Origin of the sequence: Aquamicrobium sp. NLF2-7 (genome assembly GCF_022359935.1) — a bacterium.
GTDB classification, from domain to species: domain Bacteria; phylum Pseudomonadota; class Alphaproteobacteria; order Rhizobiales; family Rhizobiaceae; genus Mesorhizobium; species Mesorhizobium lusatiense.
In genome coordinates, this window is record NZ_JAKSED010000007.1 from 101,965 (window position 1) to 118,967 (window position 17,003).

The 17,003-nt window shown below is 60.4% G+C and carries 19 protein-coding genes; 5 read left to right on the top strand and 14 right to left on the bottom strand.

Annotation, left to right across the window (positions count from 1 at the left end):
• Position 1 precedes the first annotated feature (1 nt).
• The 7 genes from MIC97_RS23260 to MIC97_RS23290 all read right to left on the bottom strand — a co-directional run bounded on the left by MIC97_RS23260 (position 2) and on the right by MIC97_RS23290 (position 5,005).
• On the bottom strand, positions 2-670 hold the full coding sequence (locus tag MIC97_RS23260) for a GntR family transcriptional regulator (RefSeq protein WP_239802276.1): 669 nt from the start codon (positions 668-670) through the stop codon (positions 2-4).
• An 81-nt stretch (positions 671-751) separates the two neighbouring features.
• On the bottom strand, positions 752-1,519 hold the full coding sequence (ehuA, locus tag MIC97_RS23265; RefSeq protein WP_239802277.1) for an ectoine/hydroxyectoine ABC transporter ATP-binding protein EhuA: 768 nt from the start codon (positions 1,517-1,519) through the stop codon (positions 752-754).
• 17 nt (positions 1,520-1,536) lie between these two features.
• The gene (ehuD, locus tag MIC97_RS23270) at positions 1,537-2,184 is read right to left on the bottom strand and encodes an ectoine/hydroxyectoine ABC transporter permease subunit EhuD (RefSeq protein ID WP_239802278.1); all 648 of its coding nucleotides are present in this window, start codon (positions 2,182-2,184) and stop codon (positions 1,537-1,539) included.
• Positions 2,181-2,834 (bottom strand): amino acid ABC transporter permease, encoded by a 654-nt coding sequence (locus tag MIC97_RS23275; RefSeq protein WP_239802279.1) that lies wholly within the window; start codon positions 2,832-2,834, stop codon positions 2,181-2,183. Before MIC97_RS23275 ends, ehuD begins: the two co-directional genes overlap by 4 nt.
• Positions 2,835-2,860: 26 nt before the next feature.
• Entirely contained in the window at positions 2,861-3,727 is an 867-nt protein-coding gene (ehuB, locus tag MIC97_RS23280; protein WP_239802280.1) for an ectoine/hydroxyectoine ABC transporter substrate-binding protein EhuB, read from the bottom strand.
• Between the two features lie 18 nt (positions 3,728-3,745).
• Complete coding sequence (gene ehuB, locus MIC97_RS23285) at positions 3,746-4,618, bottom strand: ectoine/hydroxyectoine ABC transporter substrate-binding protein EhuB (protein ID WP_239802281.1); 873 nt, start codon at positions 4,616-4,618, stop codon at positions 3,746-3,748.
• Positions 4,619-4,627: 9 nt separating this feature from the next.
• On the bottom strand, positions 4,628-5,005 hold the full coding sequence (locus MIC97_RS23290; protein WP_239802282.1) for a RidA family protein: 378 nt from the start codon (positions 5,003-5,005) through the stop codon (positions 4,628-4,630).
• Between the two features lie 187 nt (positions 5,006-5,192).
• Between MIC97_RS23290 and MIC97_RS23295 the strand changes: the two genes are divergently transcribed.
• The 4 genes from MIC97_RS23295 (at position 5,193) to MIC97_RS23310 (ending at position 8,629) form a co-directional block, all read left to right on the top strand.
• The gene (locus MIC97_RS23295; protein WP_239802283.1) at positions 5,193-6,446 is read left to right on the top strand and encodes a peptidase dimerization domain-containing protein; all 1,254 of its coding nucleotides are present in this window, start codon (positions 5,193-5,195) and stop codon (positions 6,444-6,446) included.
• A gap of 66 nt (positions 6,447-6,512) precedes the next feature.
• A complete protein-coding gene (gene ehuB, locus MIC97_RS23300; RefSeq protein ID WP_239802284.1) occupies positions 6,513-7,355 on the top strand; it encodes an ectoine/hydroxyectoine ABC transporter substrate-binding protein EhuB in 843 nt (280 codons plus the stop codon).
• Between the two features lie 308 nt (positions 7,356-7,663).
• Positions 7,664-8,071: a cytochrome c family protein gene (locus MIC97_RS23305; protein ID WP_239802285.1), complete on the top strand. Its 408-nt coding sequence runs from the start codon at positions 7,664-7,666 to the stop codon at positions 8,069-8,071.
• A gap of 33 nt (positions 8,072-8,104) precedes the next feature.
• Positions 8,105-8,629, top strand: coding sequence for a flavin reductase family protein (locus MIC97_RS23310; protein ID WP_239802286.1), 525 nt, complete (start codon positions 8,105-8,107; stop codon positions 8,627-8,629).
• Positions 8,630-8,716: 87 nt separating this feature from the next.
• Here the strand turns inward: MIC97_RS23310 and MIC97_RS23315 are convergent, their stop codons facing one another.
• Complete coding sequence (locus MIC97_RS23315; protein WP_239802287.1) at positions 8,717-9,472, bottom strand: helix-turn-helix transcriptional regulator; 756 nt, start codon at positions 9,470-9,472, stop codon at positions 8,717-8,719.
• 318 nt (positions 9,473-9,790) lie between these two features.
• Here MIC97_RS23315 and leuA point away from each other — a divergent pair, with 318 nt between their 5' ends.
• Positions 9,791-11,461: a 2-isopropylmalate synthase gene (gene leuA / locus MIC97_RS23320; RefSeq protein ID WP_239802288.1), complete on the top strand. Its 1,671-nt coding sequence runs from the start codon at positions 9,791-9,793 to the stop codon at positions 11,459-11,461.
• Positions 11,462-11,572: 111 nt separating this feature from the next.
• On the opposite strand, the gene MIC97_RS23325 is transcribed toward leuA, so the two are convergent.
• The 6 genes from MIC97_RS23325 to MIC97_RS23350 form a co-directional block, all read right to left on the bottom strand.
• The gene (locus MIC97_RS23325) at positions 11,573-12,532 is read right to left on the bottom strand and encodes an IS481 family transposase (RefSeq protein WP_239800623.1); all 960 of its coding nucleotides are present in this window, start codon (positions 12,530-12,532) and stop codon (positions 11,573-11,575) included.
• Positions 12,533-12,716: 184 nt separating this feature from the next.
• Entirely contained in the window at positions 12,717-13,214 is a 498-nt protein-coding gene (locus tag MIC97_RS23330) for an IS5 family transposase (RefSeq protein ID WP_239802289.1), read from the bottom strand.
• A 70-nt stretch (positions 13,215-13,284) separates the two neighbouring features.
• Positions 13,285-14,043: a GntR family transcriptional regulator gene (locus MIC97_RS23335; RefSeq protein ID WP_239802290.1), complete on the bottom strand. Its 759-nt coding sequence runs from the start codon at positions 14,041-14,043 to the stop codon at positions 13,285-13,287.
• Positions 14,044-14,111: 68 nt separating this feature from the next.
• A complete protein-coding gene (locus tag MIC97_RS23340; protein ID WP_239802291.1) occupies positions 14,112-15,035 on the bottom strand; it encodes a 3-keto-5-aminohexanoate cleavage protein in 924 nt (307 codons plus the stop codon).
• A 13-nt stretch (positions 15,036-15,048) separates the two neighbouring features.
• Positions 15,049-16,020: a 3-hydroxyacyl-CoA dehydrogenase gene (locus tag MIC97_RS23345; protein WP_239802292.1), complete on the bottom strand. Its 972-nt coding sequence runs from the start codon at positions 16,018-16,020 to the stop codon at positions 15,049-15,051.
• Positions 16,004-17,002, bottom strand: coding sequence for an ABC transporter permease (locus MIC97_RS23350; RefSeq protein ID WP_239802293.1), 999 nt, complete (start codon positions 17,000-17,002; stop codon positions 16,004-16,006). Before MIC97_RS23350 ends, MIC97_RS23345 begins: the two co-directional genes overlap by 17 nt.
• Position 17,003: the final 1 nt, after the last annotated feature.

Here is a 17,003-nt window from a genome sequence, read left to right on the forward strand (position 1 = left end):
GTCAGAGACCTTCCAGAGACCGCCTGCGCGTCATCTCCAGATGGTTCGCGATGATGCGCGACAAGGCTGCTTCATCCCGCGCCACCGCGGCATCGACAAGCGCGATGTGCTCCCGGGCGGCTTCGATGATCTCGTCGCTTCCGAGACGGGCGCGCAGCCCGATCAGCCGCGCGCGGTCGCGATAATCCATGATCAGGCGCACGAGCATCGGCATTTCCAGAACGCTGAGAAAGCGGCCATGGAACTCGCGATCGAGCTCGACATAGCTGACCAGCTCGCCGCTTCTCGCCGCCTCGACCGTCATCTCCGCGATCTCGCGCAACTCCGCGACGTCGGCGTGGCCAAGCATCATCCCGGCCCGCACCGTCGACGGCGCTTCAAGCAGAAAGCGGATATGGTGGATCTCTTCCATCATGGAGCGGGTCAGAACCGGAACCGTAAAGCCCCGGTTCTTGTGAACCGTCAGCAGTCCCTTATCGGCCAGTTCCAGCACCGCTTCGCGCACCGGCGTCGGCGAGATGCCGAGATTCGATGCGACCATGGCCACGGAATAGATCTCGCCCTCCTTCAGTTCCCCCGACATGATCTGCGCCAGAAGGATCTGAGCCGCAGATTCACGCAGCGTGACCTGCTTGGGAATGGCACCGGGCTTGAACATCAGTTCCGTCATTACTTTCAAAAATTCCTGTTTCTCTTATCACCGAGTATTGGCGAAGACCATTGCACAACAGGTTTGCTCCGGGCTGCCGCGTCAGCGCCGCACGGAACGCAAAAATGACCGGGTCCGCTCGCTCGCGGGGTCTTCGAAGACCTGATCGGGCAGGCCTTCCTCCACGATTCTGCCCTTCTCCATGAAGATGACACGGTCGGCAATGTCGCGCGCGAACCCCATCTCATGGGTCACCACCAGCATGGCCATCCGCGTCTCGCTGGCAAGCGAGTGGACGACGTCCAGCACTTCCCCTATCAGCTCTGGATCCAGCGCTGACGTAATTTCATCGAGGAGCATGATCTGCGGCTTCATCGCCAGCGCGCGGGCGATGGCCACGCGTTGCTGCTGGCCACCCGAAAGCTGGGAGGGGTAGGAATCGGCCTTGGCCCCCAGTCCGACCCGGTCCAGCAGGGCCTGCGCCATCGCACGCGCCTCCTCCTTCGCCATGCCCAGCACCTGCATCGGCGCCTCCATCACATTGCCTATGGCAGACATATGCGGGAACAGGTTGAACTGCTGAAACACCATGCCGATATGGGCGCGGGCGGCGCGCACATCCTGCTCCCGCAGGCGCGGGCCGGTGCCGGAACTGAGGGGTTTGCCGAACACCCGGATATCGCCCGACGTGGGCTGTTCCAGCGTCATGAGCATTCTCAGGATGGTCGTCTTGCCCGATCCGCTCGGTCCGATCAGCGAGACGCGCTCGGCCGGAGCGATGGAGAAGCTGAGATTTTGCAGAACCTCCAGCGTGCCATAGCTCTTGGTCACGCCGACGAATTCAGCGGCGGGTGTGGTTTGGGTGTTCATGCTGAGAATTCCTTCGCTCACGCCAGACGCCGTTCCAGATAGCCAACCGTTCGCGACAGGCTGAACCCGACAATGAAGTAGATTATGCCAAGGAGCGTGAAGGCCTCGAAATAACGGAACGTTTCGCCTGCGTAGTTCAGCGTGGTCCCGAGAATTTCCACCACGGTGATCGTCGCAAGCAGCGAGCTGTGCTTGTAGATTGAGATGAAATAATTCCCGACCTGAGGCAGGACGATCCTCACCACCTGTGGAATGATCAGCCTCCGCCAGGTCTGGAACCGGTTGAACTGCAATGCGATGGCGGCCTCCCACTGGCCTTTCGGAACGGCGTCTATGCCGGCGCGGAACACTTCCGACAGATAGGCGCAATAGTGAATTCCAAGCCCGAGGATGCCGGTGGTCATGGGCGACATGGCCGGGCCATAGAGCGGCAGCACGTAAAACAGCAGATAGAGCTGAACCAGAAGCGGGGTGCTGCGCACGATCGTCACGACGCTGTCGATGGCGAGGCGAAGCACCCGGCCCGCAGAGCGGCGTAAGATGGCGATCAGCAGCCCGAGCGCGATCGCCACGATCACGGCGCCCGTCGAGGCGATGACGGTGACTTTCAGCCCCTGCAACAGCAGCGGCAGAATGACGTTGATGCTGTTCAGGTCGAAATTCACTTGTCCCGTACCTTTCCCTGCCAGACTCCGCCCGCACGGCGTTCGATGTGGTGGTTGAGAGCCACAAGCGGCAGCGCCATCACAAGGTAGATCATGAACACCGCCAGATAGATCGTCGTCGGCCGGCCATAGAACTGCACCAGTTGCGATCCGGCGAAAGTCAGTTCGGTGATGGTGATGAGCGACACCAGCGACGTTGCCTTGAGAAGTTCCAGCGCATAGTTGCCGAGCGCCGGCAGCATCACCGGAAAGGCCTGCGGCAGGATGATGCGGCGGAATATCTGCGCGCGCTGCATGTTCAGGGCCACGCCTGCCTGCCACTGGCCCGGACTGACCGACTGCACGGCGGATCGCACCACCTCGGAGACATAGGCGCCAAAATTCAGCGACAGCACCAGCGTTCCGGTCAGGAACGCATCGAGCCTGATGCCGACCAGAGGCAGCACGTAGAAAAAGTAGAAGATCTGCACCAGCGAAGAGGTGGAGCGAAACAGCTCGACATAGGCGACGAAAGGCAGGCGCACATACCAGTGCGGCGACAGGCGCGCGAGCCCGGTAACAAAGCCGATGAGCAGGGCACCCACCGCCGATACGAGCGCAACCTCGATCGAAACCAGAGCGCCCCGGCCAAGGGCCGGTGCGATCCGCATCAGAAACTCTGCAAGGCTGTAATCGTTCATCTCGAAGCGCACAGGCTTTCGGCGGTGATGTCCGCAGGCGGAATGTCGGAGGCCTCCAGCCCGTAGGGCTCAAGCAGACGCAGCAGCTCGCCCGAGCTCCTGGCCTCGCGAAGCCAGCCATTCCATGCCGCGATCAGCGCATCGTCCCCTTTTCGGAAACCGATGGCCCCGTAGCCGATGGCCGGCTTCCCATCTTTGCCGACCGGCTGTTTCGTGAGCGAAACCATGTCCAGATCGCCCTGGCTCTGCGTCTTTACAAAGCCGCGGATCGAGATGGCCGCGAACATGACCGCGTCGATGCGGTCGGCCCGCAATCCGGACGCGACCGTCGCCAGATCGGGAAACACCACGATCTGATCGTCCGGAACCCCGTTGAGGACCGCATATTCGCGCTCGGCCCCGCCACTGACGACCCCCAGACGGGCTTTTTTCGCAACGATGTCGTCAAGGCTGGAGAGCTGCTTTGGGTTGCCCGCAAGCGTTGCGAAGGCCTGCTGGCTGATCCACTCCGGATCGCCGAAGGCGATCTGCTTGCAGCGCTCCGGCCTTATCTGCATGCCGGCGCCGATCAGATCGAAGCGACCGGCCTGAAGCGCGGGGATCAGGGAGACATATTGCGTCAGAACGCCGTCCATCGATTTGACGCCCTGCGATTCCAGGAAGGCGCCCACCAGCGCCGCCTCGACGCCTTCCAGCTCGCCGCTCTCGCCAACGAAACCCCATGGCGTGAGATTGGAAAAGCCGACCCGTGCGAAACCCTGCTCCTTTATCGTGCTCAGGGTATCGGCGCCGGCATTGCCGGTCAGGAAAGCCAGAAGAAGCGGAACCGCCATCATTCCGGTACGCGCGAACCTTCTTGTCATGTGCGATCGCTCCCGTTGTTATTTTGTTTCTTTGCAGACCTGATCTGCCGTCACATCCGGTGGCGGCAGCGATTCACTGCCGAAGCCGAAAGGCTCCATTATCTGCGTTGCCCGCCCGGACTGCAGTTGCGCAGCCAGCCACTGGTTCCACGCCTCGCGCAAGGGCTCATCCTGCTTGCGGAAGCCCATGCCGCCATAGCTGACGACCGGATTCCCGTCCTCGCCCCGCGGCTGCTCGGTCAGCTCGGCATATTCAAGCTGCGGATCGCCCAGCCGTGCCAGCGCGTTGCGGATGGTGACGGTGGAGGCCACGACCGCGTCCACGCGCCCGGCCTGCAAACCGGCCAGTGCAGCCGTGAAGTCCGGGAACAGAACCCGGCGCCCGGCCGGAACGCCCGCCAGCTCGGCATAGCGGATATCGCCGGCTCCGGTGAGCATGCCGATCCGCGCCTCGCCGTTCGCCGCGACGGCCTGATAGCTCGTCAGCGCCTTCGGGTTGCCTTTCCTGACGGCGAAGGCGCTGACGATGCGGTATTCGGGATTGCCGAATGCAATCTGCCGGCAGCGTTCGGGCTGGATCAGCATGCCGGTGGCGATGATGTCAAAGCGTCCCGCCATCAGGCCGCCGATCAGCGCGCCCCATTCCGTCACCACAGGCTCGACCTGATCCACGCCCATGTCGGCAAAAAACGCGCGGGTGAGCTCAGGCGCCTGCCCCGTTACCTTTCCATCCCCGTCGACATAGCCGTAGGGATTGATGTTGGGAATGCCGATACGCACCTTCCCGGAAGCCCTGATATCATCGAGCGCATCAGCCTGCGCGGGCGTCAGGGCGAGAACGGCAGCCAAAGCGGTTGCTGCCGCAAGGACACAGCGAATGCTCTTGTCCATGTCGCCGGCTCACGCGTCGCCGACAACGGCGATGACGTCGATCTCGACAAGGCACTCCGGCGCCAGCAGGCCGCACTGGATGCGAGTGCGGACGGGCCGGTCTTCGCGGAACACCCGGCCATAGACCTCATTGAACACGTCGCCATAGCGCGTGTCCGACAGGAACGCGGTCACCTTGACGACGTCATTGATCGTAGCTCCGGCAAGGTCGAGCGTCCGCTTCAGATTGGCCAGCGCAAGTTCGGTCTGCGCCTCGAAGCCCTGAGCCCAGCTGCCATCGGGATGCTGGGCCACCTGCCCCGCAAGAAACAGGAACGTACCCTTTGCCTTCACGACGTCGGAGTAGAATTTGACCGGATGGTCTTTGTGAACGAGCGTTTCACGCATGCAGTAACCTCCCTTAGTTGAGCGTTACATGTAATATATTACGCATTATGCGTCAATCGAATTTTCTCTTCGTCCTCGATTTTTTCAGCGGGCGGCGCGCATCGCCTTCGCATCAAAAAAATCGTCGGCTCCAACTTGTGTCTTACAGGTAATATGTTACGTCTTATGTAAAAGAGGTGCAAATTACATGTCGCAAGCTGAAAAGTCCGCCATTCTGAAAGCCGTAAGGAGCCTGGAGGAACAGGTCCTCCGGACCCATTCAGAGCTAAGCGAGATACAGGCCAACCCCCAGAACGCAGAGGGTTACGACCAGACGGTCGCCTATATTGCCAGCTCACTCGCCGATACTGCCGACACCGTGGATACGATGGCGGTGCCCGCCTCCTATCTTCACGAGTGCTGGGGAGAGAATCTGGAAAATGCGAAGGATTATCTGGATGTCGAGGCGTTCGCCCCACGGCGGATCGTCGCCGCCCGGATGAACGGCAATTCGGATTCCATAGGGCTACACTTCACCAACAATTATGATCTGTACTGGGGACCCAGGAAGGAACGCGCCGGCACGGTTGCCCAGATCATGGCCATGAAGGCGCTGCGCATGAGCGGCGTCCGCCTCGAAAGATCGGTGTTTCTCTCTGCCACGCCCGACGCCTATATCGGCGGGGAGTCGGGCGCCGGCTATGTGGCGGCGGCGGGCATCGGCCGGTCCGACCGCGTTATCGCGGGCGGGCTGAGCGGACCCGATCTGGTGACCGTCGGGTATAAGGGCATGGTGTGGGCCAAGGTCTCGATCCGGGGCAAGGCGGCACATGGCGCGCGCGCGCATGAAGGCCGCAACGCCATAGAAGCGATGATGTGGGTTCAGAACCGCATCCTAGAGATGAGCCGGGACTATGCCACCCGCCTCAGCCCGGTTCCCATCCGGCCCGCGGAAGCCTCCGCGCCGTCGATCACCATGTGCCGCATAGCCGGCAATCTCGACAGCAGCTTCGTCGCACCCGACTGCGCCCTCTTCATCGACCGGCGGCTCAATCCCGGAGAAAGCGTCGCCCAGGTCAGGGCGGAGCTTGAGACGCTCGTGGAAGACGCCAGGAAGCACACCGGCTTTGACGTTTCGCTTTCGATCCCGCACACCGTCGAGCCTTCCTATACCGCCCCCGACAGCGAGCTTTACCAGTCATTCTCGCGGAATCTTCAGGAGGCGGGCGACAGGAAGCCCGAAGCCGTCGTCTGGTCCCACTATCTTGGCCTGCACTATTTCACGGAAAGCTGGGGATGCCAGGCCATCTCCTACAATCCGGGCGCGATCGGCCACCACAAGGTCGTTGTCGAGGCCGAAGATGATGTGTTCGACACGCATCTGCTGTTGCCAACGATTGAAGCGCTGGCATTGACCGCTTACGAGCAGGCCAACAGAACTATGCATTCCGAAGATCTCTAGACATAACCGGGGAGGAATCGAATGAGGGAGTGTTTCAGGAGGCAGCATGGGAGGAACCTATTCTGGGTGCTGCCGCTCGTCACGATGATGGGGCTCGGCACGGCTGCGGCCGCTGCCTCTGAAACGGCGCTTGAACGGATCCGAAATGCCGGGACCGTCAAAGTCGGGATCGCCAATATCAATCCATATGGCTATGTCGATGGAGAAGGGCGCGTAACGGGCCAGTCCGCGGAGTTGCTGCGCGCGTTCTTCAAGGAACAGAATGTCGACGTCGTGCCTGTCGTCACCGAGTTCGGGTCCCTGATCGGAGGCCTGCGGGCCGGCCATTTCGACGTCGTCAGCACGGGAATGCTGATCCAGCGCGACCGGTGCGAAGTGGTCGCGTTCGGCAATCCCGAATATCGGTCGGACAATGCTTTTGCTGTCGGCAAGGGCAACCCGCTTGGGCTGACGAGCTATCGTTCGGTCGCCGAATCTCCGTCGGCGCGCCTTGGTATGATTTCCGGCTCCGGCGAGATCGCCCTTGCCGCCCATGCCGAAATCCCCACCGAGCGTCAGGTTCTTTTTCCGGATCTGACGACGGCGATGGCCGGATTGCAGGCTGGCCGTGTGGATGCAGTCGTGGCTTCCACCATCACGATCAGGAATGCCGTCGCCCGCGCTGCTACGCCGACGATCGAGTATGCGCCACTGACCGAGCAGCCGCAAACGCAGTCAGGAAAACCGGCAACGCGTTACGGAGCCATGGCGTTTCGCCAGGACGACACTGAACTGCGCGAGGCCTGGAATGCATGGCTCGCCAGAAATCTGGCCAGCGGGCTGGTTACGGAACTCATCGAACCTTTCGGCTTCGATGCCGAAACGCTCCCGCCGCCCGGTCTGACGGCGCAGGACGTGTGCAGCCAGTAGGTCTGGTCGCTGAAAATTCGGGACAGGCCCAGAATTCCGGTACCGCAGTGCGGACAGGCAACCTGTATCAGGATTCCGGAACGCAGGGTGTTCGGGAACCAGCGGACAGGATGTGAAAGCCATTGGTTTTCACGACGATCCGGCCGAACGCATCTGATCGCGGCACCTGTCATGCGGAATCCGCTGGTCATGCATGATGGTTTTCGCAATGACGGCACAGCAAAAAACAGCATCGTATGCGCTTGACCTCAACTATGGTTGAGGAATTATAGGAATGTGGCCTTTCCAATTTCCATCGGAGCCCGGCCATGTTTCTTTCCTTTCGCGCGCCTGCCCTTGCGGTTCTTGTTTTTCTCACATCCGCCCTTTCCGGCTCCGGTACGGCACAAGCCGGCGAGACCGGCGATCCGGTGGCTGGCGCAAAGATCTTCAAGCGCTGTTCTGTCTGTCACCGCGAGGATGCCGACGAAAGCCGGCGCGGCCCTCTTCTGGAAGGTGTGGTCGGCCGGCGCGCTGCAACGGCACCCGGCTATCCCTTCTCCGACGCGATGCGCGCCGCAGGCGCAGAAGGTCTGGTCTGGGATGAAGAGCATCTTGCCCGCTTCCTGAAAAAGCCGCAGGCCATGGTCAGGGGCACATGGATGGCTTTTGCCGGCATCGGCAATCGCAGGGACATGCTCGATCTCATCGCCTATCTGCGTGAACATCATGACTGAGCCGCTCCCGCATCCGGCAACAGGAGGCAACTGATGGGCATCGCCACGCTGGAGCCGCTGAACGGCCAGCCATATCGCCAGGTTGCAAAGCCGGTGTTCACCTCGGCGATGGCCAACATGGCCTCGACGGTCTGCGTCGTCACCGCCGAATGCGCCGGTTTTTGCCCCGGCCGAACCGTAACCGCCATGCTGTCCTTGTCGGCGGAACCGCCGCTGATACTGGTTTCCATCCAGACAGGCTGTGCGCTGGCCGATACCATTATGGCCGGCAAGGGGTTCTCGCTGGCCATGCTGGCGGAAGGACAGGAGATGGTCGCCGATGCCTTTGCCGGCAAGGTGGCACCGGACAAGCGCTATCTCATGGGTGTGTGGGAGTGGTGGCTTTCAGGCCGCCCGCGCCTCTTCGGCTCCGCCGTTTCGCTCGATTGCGAGCTGGAAGGCGCCATGCCGATTGCCGATCACACGCTGTTTGCCGGACGGGTCGTTGCTGCCGACATCGCTGCATTCCGCGCCCCGCTGCTGTGGCACCAGCGCGGCTATGGAAAGCTGCAACGCTGACTTGGCCGCCACAGGCCCGCACCGGATTTCCGGGAGATCTTCCGCAAAACCCGCCAGCCTGCGCCTGACTGTTTTCGGGAGAACATCCTATTCTGAAGATGGGAAATAGGTGCTCGGGGGCTGGCCGAGCGAGCGTCGAAATGCTGCGGAAAAGGCGCTCGGGCTGTCGTAGCCGCATTCAAGCGCCACCTGAAGAATGCTGTTTCCCTCCGCAAGCAATGAGAGCGCATGCAGCATGCGCGCCTGCTGACGCCATCGCCCGAAACTCATCCCGGTTTCCCGCTGGAACAGCCGCATGAATGTGGCGCGGCTCATATGCAGAAGGTCGCTGGCCTCCCCGATGGAAAATTCACCGGCGATGTCTGCGCGGATCTGCCTGCACAGCTGCGTCAGCCTGGCATGCTTCGGGATGGGCAGGCTGAGGGCCGGCACCGGCTGAAAGGAAAGCTCCAGCATCAGCAGGCGGCTGACAGCCTCCGCCAGGACCGGGCTTGCCGGCCCCTCAGCAAGTTCGGCAAGCTTCAGGATCAGTTCCCTGAGAAGCGGCGTCACTTCCACCACCATGCACGCGACCGGCAGCCCTGTCATTTCCGCCGTATCGATCAGCAGCGAGCGGAACTGGACTCCGGCGCGGCTTGCCGTTTCATGCTCCACCATTGGCGGCAGCCAGACAGCCCGGCTTGGCGGCACGACCCATGTGCCGGTATCCGTCGTGACCGACACGACACCGGCAATCGCATATAGAAGCTGCCCCTCTGCATGGCTGTGCTTTGGTCCCGAGAACCGATGCCCGTCATGCGCCATGACAGCGATTTCATCGGTGACACGGACACCGTTTTTCATCCGCATAATGATCCTTTTACAACGACATTTGATCTTTCTGCGTGAGAATATCAGAGCGATCATTGCTAGCATAGGCTTCCCGATAACCGGAAACCTTGCTCCCGTGTTCCTGCCGCCGCCGCTCGTAAACGCATCCCGTCCGCTGCTTCCCGCAGCCACCGGGGACGTTGCCTGTGCGCTCAGGGCTGCCGTTTCATCTGCCCACGGAACACTGACCGTTGCACGTCGACTTAGTGGCGGTCGCCGGGACTGACGGGCCCGCCGACCGCACATGGCCGTCGTTCTTCCTCTCGTGCATCGGACGCAACGGATTCTGACATGCTGACCAATCCCGATATCAAGTATCGCCCCTTCATTTCGCCCGTCGACATTCCTGACCGCAGCTGGCCCTCGAAGCGGCTCACCTCGGCACCGCGCTGGCTTTCCACCGACCTGCGCGACGGCAATCAGGCGCTTGCCAATCCCATGGATGTCGAGCGCAAACTGCGCTTCTACGACATGCTGCTCGGCTGCGGCTTCAGGGAGATCGAGGTTGCGTTTCCTTCCGCCTCGCAGACAGATTTCGATTTCGTGCGCAGCCTGATCACGCAGGAGCGGATTCCCGATGATGTGACCATTCAGGTGCTGACCCAGTCGCGCGCCGACCTCATCACCCGCACGTTTGACTCCCTCGACGGATGCGAGCGGGCCATCGTCCATCTCTACAATGCGACAGCGCCTCTCTTCCGGCGTGTCGTGTTCGGCATGGAACGGCATGAGATCGTGGATCTCGCAATTGCCGGCGTCACGGCCATGCTGGAGGAAAGCCTGAAACGACCGCAGACGCGCTGGACGTTCGAGTATTCACCGGAAACCTTCTGCTTCACCGAGCCGGATTTCGCTCTCGAAATCTGCGAGCGTGTACTGGACGTATGGCAGCCCACCCCGGAGCGCCCGGTGATCCTCAATCTGCCGGCAACGGTCGAGGTGGCAATGCCCAATGTCTATGCCGACCAGATCGAGTGGTTCTGCCGACATGTGTCCCGCCGCGATTCGGTGATCATCAGCGTCCATCCGCATAATGACAGGGGAACTGCCGTCGCTGCTGCCGAGCAGGCGTTGCTGGCAGGCGCCGACCGTGTCGAGGGCTGCCTGTTCGGCAATGGCGAGCGCACCGGCAATGTCGATCTCGTCACGCTCGCGCTCAACCTCTACACGCAGGGCATCGATCCCGGGCTCAGCTTTCCGCACATCCGCGAGGTTGTGAACATCGTCGAATATTGCAACGGCATTGGCGTGCATCCGCGCCATCCCTATGCGGGTGAACTGGTCCACACTGCCTTTTCGGGTTCGCATCAGGATGCGATCCGGAAAGGCTTTGCCGCCCATGAGCGGCGCAATGACGGCGTGTGGGAGATGCCTTACCTGCCGATTGACCCGGCCGACATCGGCGAAAGCTACGAGGCTGTGATCCGCGTCAACAGCCAGTCCGGCAAGGGCGGAATAGCGTGGATGATCGAGCAGGACCGGGGCCTGAAACTGCCGCGCGCGCTGCAGATTGACCTCAGCCGGCGCGTACAGCAACTTGCCGACAGCAGCAGCCGGGAAATCTCAGCCGACGACATCTGGGCCGAGTTCGTAAGCGCCTATCATCTCGACGACACCCGAACCTTCGCACTCGTCGAATATGACAGCGGCTTCCGGCGCGGCGCGGCAGGCGAGAGGTGGTTCAAGGGCCGAATTCGCCATGACGGCAGGGAAGTCGCTGTGGCGGGTCACGGCAACGGTCTGGTTTCGGCAGTGCTGGCGAGCCTGGCGGAGGCGTTTGGCGCCGAGCTTACAATTGTCGACTACAATGAGCACGCGATGCGGCGTGGATCAGATGCCAAAGCTGCCGCCTATCTTCACTGCCTTCGCTCTGATGGCAGCCAGGTCTTCGGCGTCGGCATTGATAATGATGTCGCGACAGCCGCCGTAAAGGCTGTGCTGAGTGCTGCAAGCGCAAGCTGATTTCATCACCCGCCTCTTGCCTGCAAGGGACGAGGAAAACGTGCTGCACATGCGGGCCCAGGGACAAGCGCATGTGCAGCTTCACCCCATTCCGAGCCACCAGCGGTGGCTCTAAGTGTTCAGTCCCGGCATCTGGTGGATCGGGTTTAGGATGAATCGATCTGGCTCTGAAGTCCAGATTTTACAGATGTATTCATAGGGAGTGAGGCCGCCGAGGGTCTTGAGCCTGCGCGCAAAGTTATAGGCCGCCATGAAGTCGGCGAGGTGCGTTCGTAGCTGGTCGTGGCTGTCGTAATGGAAGCGTTTGACGGTGGCCTCCTTGATCGTGCGGTTCATCCGCTCGACCTGGCCATTGGTCCAAGGGTGATTGGGTTTGGTCAGCCTGTGCTCGATCCCGTTTGCCTCGCAGATCATGTCGAAGCGCATCGGACGGGAGGTGATGGTGTTCCGGTTCCGAGGCTGTTCTGCGAACTGGATGCCGTTGTCCGTGAGGACGGTGTGGACCTGATAAGGCACGGCCTCGAGCATGTGCTGAAGGAACTCCCAGGCCGTCTTCCTGTCGGCTTTGTCGACGAGCTGGGTTACGGCGAACTTGCTTGTGCGGTCGATGCCGACGAATAGGTAGAGCTTTCCTTCAGCGGTCTGCACCTCAGCAATATCGATGTGGAAGAAGCCGATAGGATAGCGCTTGAACTTCGACCGTTTCGGTTTGTCACCGCCCACGTCGGGCAGTCGAGAGATGCCGTGGCGCTGAAGGCACCGATGCAGCGCCGAGCGTGTCAGGTGCGGGATGGACGGCTGCAAGGCATAAAGGCAGTCGTCCAGCGGCAGCAACGTATGGCGTCGAAACGCGACGACGGCCGCCTCTTCGGCCTCCGTCAGGATCGTCGAACGCGGCACCGATGGCCCGGTCTTCATATCCTCGACCGTCGCGCGCTTGCGCCACTTCGCAACCGTTTTGGGATTGATGCCCAGCTCTCTGCTCAGCTGCGCGAGCGAAGCTTGCGATCGCTGTATTGCTGCTCGGACAGCGTGCGTAGTCGTGGCGCTGCCATGATGAATTTGTCCCATAGGGCTTCCTTCCATTCCAAAGAAAGGATCGCACCATTAAACCATGGGATCAAACAGTTTTGTAGAGCACGATGTCGAAAGGATGATGGCGCTTACGGGTCGGGTTGTTGGGAATGACCGGCACTGTAGCGCGCTCGATCATGAACTGACGCAAGCCATTGGCATCATATGCCGTATCGGCGGCTCAGACCTTTGGTGGCGCCAGCGGGCCGGGCAGGGCGGCGGCCACGCGGACATCGCCGCGTTGGCCGGGCGTCACTTCGAACGCGATGGCCCTGCCGGCGCCGTCACAGACCGCATGGATCTTGGTCATTCTGCCACCGCGCGAGCGGCCGATCGCCTGCGCATCCGCCCCCCCTTTTCCACCTGCGGCCGAACGGTGTGCCTTGGCGGTCGTGGAATCGATGGCCTGAAAGTCCTCATCGGGCGACACCGAGCGCAAGGCTTCAAAGAGCTTCTGCCAGACCTTGCGCCGAGACCATCGGTTCCAGCGATTGTAGACGGTGGTATAGGGGCCGTAGACAGGCGGGCAGTCGCGCCAGCGGCAGCCCGAACGCAGAACGGGAACAATGCCAGAGACTACCCGACGGTCATCAACCCGCCGAGCGCCCGGCTGGTTCCTGGGAAGGCAAGGCTCGATCGCAGCCCACTGCTTGTCGCTCAACCAGAACTCGTTGGCCATATCATGCCCTCCTTTGTCAGGAGAAAATCATATTCCAACGCCTAATCAAAGCGATGATTGAGTACGGACCTTAATGCTTTTCTGTCACGGTACTTCTTTGTTTTTCATACCATTCGACGGCAAAATTAATATCCGCCACCAGAGTCTCCTCGGCTCCGGTGGGGTCGCTTGCCTCGATGGCCGAGATGATCGCATCGTGCATCTCGGATGCCTTGCTGAACACGGACAGCCGGTCATCCATGGATATGACTGTTGCCAGATAGGGACCTGACCGGCTCCAGAGCATTTCGATCGTGTCCAGCAGGGTCTCGGAGCCGGTGATGGAATAGACCTTGAAATGAAATTCTTCGTTGAGACGCAGGATGTTCCGCGTATCACGAGCCTCCACCGCTTCGCGCATCTGATCGTTTACGTCATGAAGACGCCGGATAACCTGCGGGGTGGATTTGCTGGCAGCCAGTGCGGCTGCAAATCCTTCGAGTTTCACACGGACGGAAATGACATCCCTGAATGCTTCAGAGCTGAGCTGGGGCACCTGAAAGCCCCTGTTTCCGAGCTGAACGATGTATTTTTCCGCCACAAGACGTTTGATCGCTTCACGAACGGGCATTTCGCTGGTTCCGAAAGCAGTTGCAAGACCGCGTATCGTCAAAGCCTGCCCCTCGGCGAATGCCCCTTGTGACAGGCCGATGCGGATTTCGTCATAGACCCGCTCATGCACGCTGCGGGAATCCACCACCGGCAGCGCGCTGCTATTTGGATTGGGCCCCTGATTGGTAAAACGTCGCATCATGAGCTCCTGATAGCCTTTAGCTGAAAGAATGCCCATACTCTTTGACATTTTCCTGCCATCATAAGTTCTTTTCCGCTTTTACGTGACCGGGGCATCGGTCCCTTTCAGAAGTTCACCCGGTCACCGCCTTTGAGGTCCAGTATTTCGCGCGCTTCCGAAGGTGTAGCAATCTGGTGGCCAAGCTCCTCAACGATGGCGCGCACTTTACGTACCTGTTCAGCATTGCTTGAGGCAAGTTTGCCGGCTGAAATCCAGAGGCTGTCTTCCAGACCGACTCGAACGTGGCTGCCCATCGCGGCCGCTATCGTGGCGACCCGCATCTGATTCCTCCCCGCACCAAGAACAGACCATTCATAGTCCTTGCCGAACAGCCGGTCAGCTGTCCTGCGCATGTGCATGATGTCTTCCGTATGTGCGCCAATACCACCCAGCAGGCCGAAAACGCTCTGGATGAAGAACGGCGGTTTTGCAAGGCCACGTTCGGCAAAGTAGGCGAGATTGTAGAGATGGCTGATATCATAGCATTCGAACTCGAAGCGCGTACCGGAATTACCCATCTCGCGCAGAGCGTATTCGATATCCTTGAAACTATTTCTGAAGACCAGATCCCGACTGCCTTCCAGATGATCTCGTTCCCATTCGTGCCGGAAAGTCGTGAAACGCTCCAGCATCGGAAAGAATGCGAAGTTCATCGATCCCATGTTCAGCGATGCAAGCTCAGGGCGAAACTGCGTGCCAGGGCGAATGCGTTCTTCAATCTTCATGAACGGGCTCCCGCCGCTGGTCAGATTGATTACTGCATCCGTCGCCTGCTTGATACGCGGAAGAAATCGCGCAAATGCCCCGGGCGTCTGATCGGGTTTGCCAGTTTCGGGATCGCGGGCGTGCAAGTGGACGACAGCCGCACCGGCCTCAGCTGCGGCAATCGCTGCCGCCGCTATCTCATCGGGCGTAACGGGCAGATGCGGCGACATGGATGGCGTATGGATCGCACCGGTGACGGCACAGGTGATGATAACTTTCGACATTGCATGATCCCGTTCAACAATCTTGTTCCGGCCTTCGCCGTGCGGAGGCAATTTTCATAAGCTCGCTGTCGCGCCAGACCTGACGGGCCTGCATGTCGCTGCGTGCAAGGATCTGGCCTCGCTCGCTCTCCAGACGTGCCCCGCACGCCTTCCAGTCGGGGAGATGATCGTTCTCCTGCCACAGCTGGCGGTAAAATGGTCCGTAGCGCTCGATATAGTCTGAAATGCCGCCCGGGGCATTCAGGTCGATGGTCTCGAAGGGTCCCATGAATGACCAGCGCAATCCCAGCCCGTCCCTCACGCAGATATCGATGGATTCCGTGTCCGCATAGCCTTCCGCAAAGAGGTGGAACGCTTCATGAAGCAGCGCTCCCTGCAGACGATTGATGATAAAGCCATCGATCTCCCTGCGCATTATCACCGTCGACTGACCAACAGCGTCCATCAGAGCCGCAGTCCGTTCAATCGTCTCCTGCGACGTGCTGCGCCCCGGAACGACTTCCACCGCCGGCACGAGATGCGGAGGATTGATCGGATGGGCAACGATGCAACGTGCCGCTCCCTTCAGACCCTCTGTGAAACTTGTAGGAAGAAGGGCGGACGTTGAGCTGGCGAGGATCACGCCGGGCTCTGCGAGTTCGTCGAGTTCGGCGAATATCTGCCGCTTGAGATCCAGTTTCTCCGGCGCATTCTCCTGCACATAAAATGCCCCATCCAGAGCATGGCTGAGGGCGTCTGCGGGCACTATCCTTTCGCGCACCGCCTGCGGCGTGAGCCCGTTCAGCAAGCCGGCTTCTTCCAGTTGCGACAGTGCCTGATCGAGGAAGACGCCCGCCTTTGCGCACTGTGAGGGATCGGCATCATAGAGTGCCACATCATACCCGGAGCGGGCGAAGACGATGGCCCAGGACTGGCCGATAAAGCCTGCCCCAACGACAGCTATGTGCCCTACAGACGACGTACCCGTTTCAATGCGCCGATGCATGGTTCTGCCTCCGCTTCAGGGAAAAAATGACGATGATTCCAATCAGCAGAGCGACGCCCTTGATGATCTCGCGCACATAGTTCTGCCAACCGAGCATCGCCCCCGCGCTCACAAGCACAGCCAGAAAGGTGACACCCGTGAAGGTGCCGATCACGTTCGGTTTTCCGATTTTGGCTACGATAGCGCCCAGCAAAACGGCAGTCAGTCCATCGAGGAAATAGGAGGCGCCAAGGGCAGGCTGACCGGAATTCAGATTGGCGGTCAGCAGGATACCCGCAACGCTGGCGCAGAAACCGGAGAAGATAAACAGCCCCAGTGTCAAACCTCTGGCAGAGATACCAGCTTCGATCACAGCACGCTCGTTACGCTCAAGAGCATAGAGATAACGGCCGAAGGTCAGCTTATCCTGAGCGAACCACGCCAGGACATAGATGCAAAGCGTTACGATTGTCAGCAATGGCACCACGCCGATGTTTGTGCCAATGAAATTGTGCACGAAACCTCCGGACCCCGTCAGCGGCAATGAAGCTCCAGAACCGAGCACCCAGGCAAGCGATCTTGCCAGGCTTCCGGTCGCGATCGTCGTGATCAGCGGCGGAAGTCCTACATATCCGATGAGCAGGCCATTCATCGCTCCAAGCGCCATACCGGTCGAAAGCCCGGCCAGACTGGCGACAAGCCAGCCATGGCCGCTCACCACCATCGTTGCGCAAACCATCGTTGTCAGTGCCGCGCAATCCATGAAGCTGACGTCGATTTTGCCGGAGGCTATGACCCAGGTCAGACCGAGAAACATCAGTGCCGATATGGCAATGCCGCGCAACATCAGTCGTATGTTGGAAGCATCGAGGAAGTTCGGCATCGCCGCCGACAGACCCGCGATCAGCAGGACAAGGAAAATGATGAAGCCATATCGTGCGACAAGTCCTTTCAAATCCCTGTTTTCAGCTATCTGGGAGGACGCGTAGGTGATCTCGCTCATT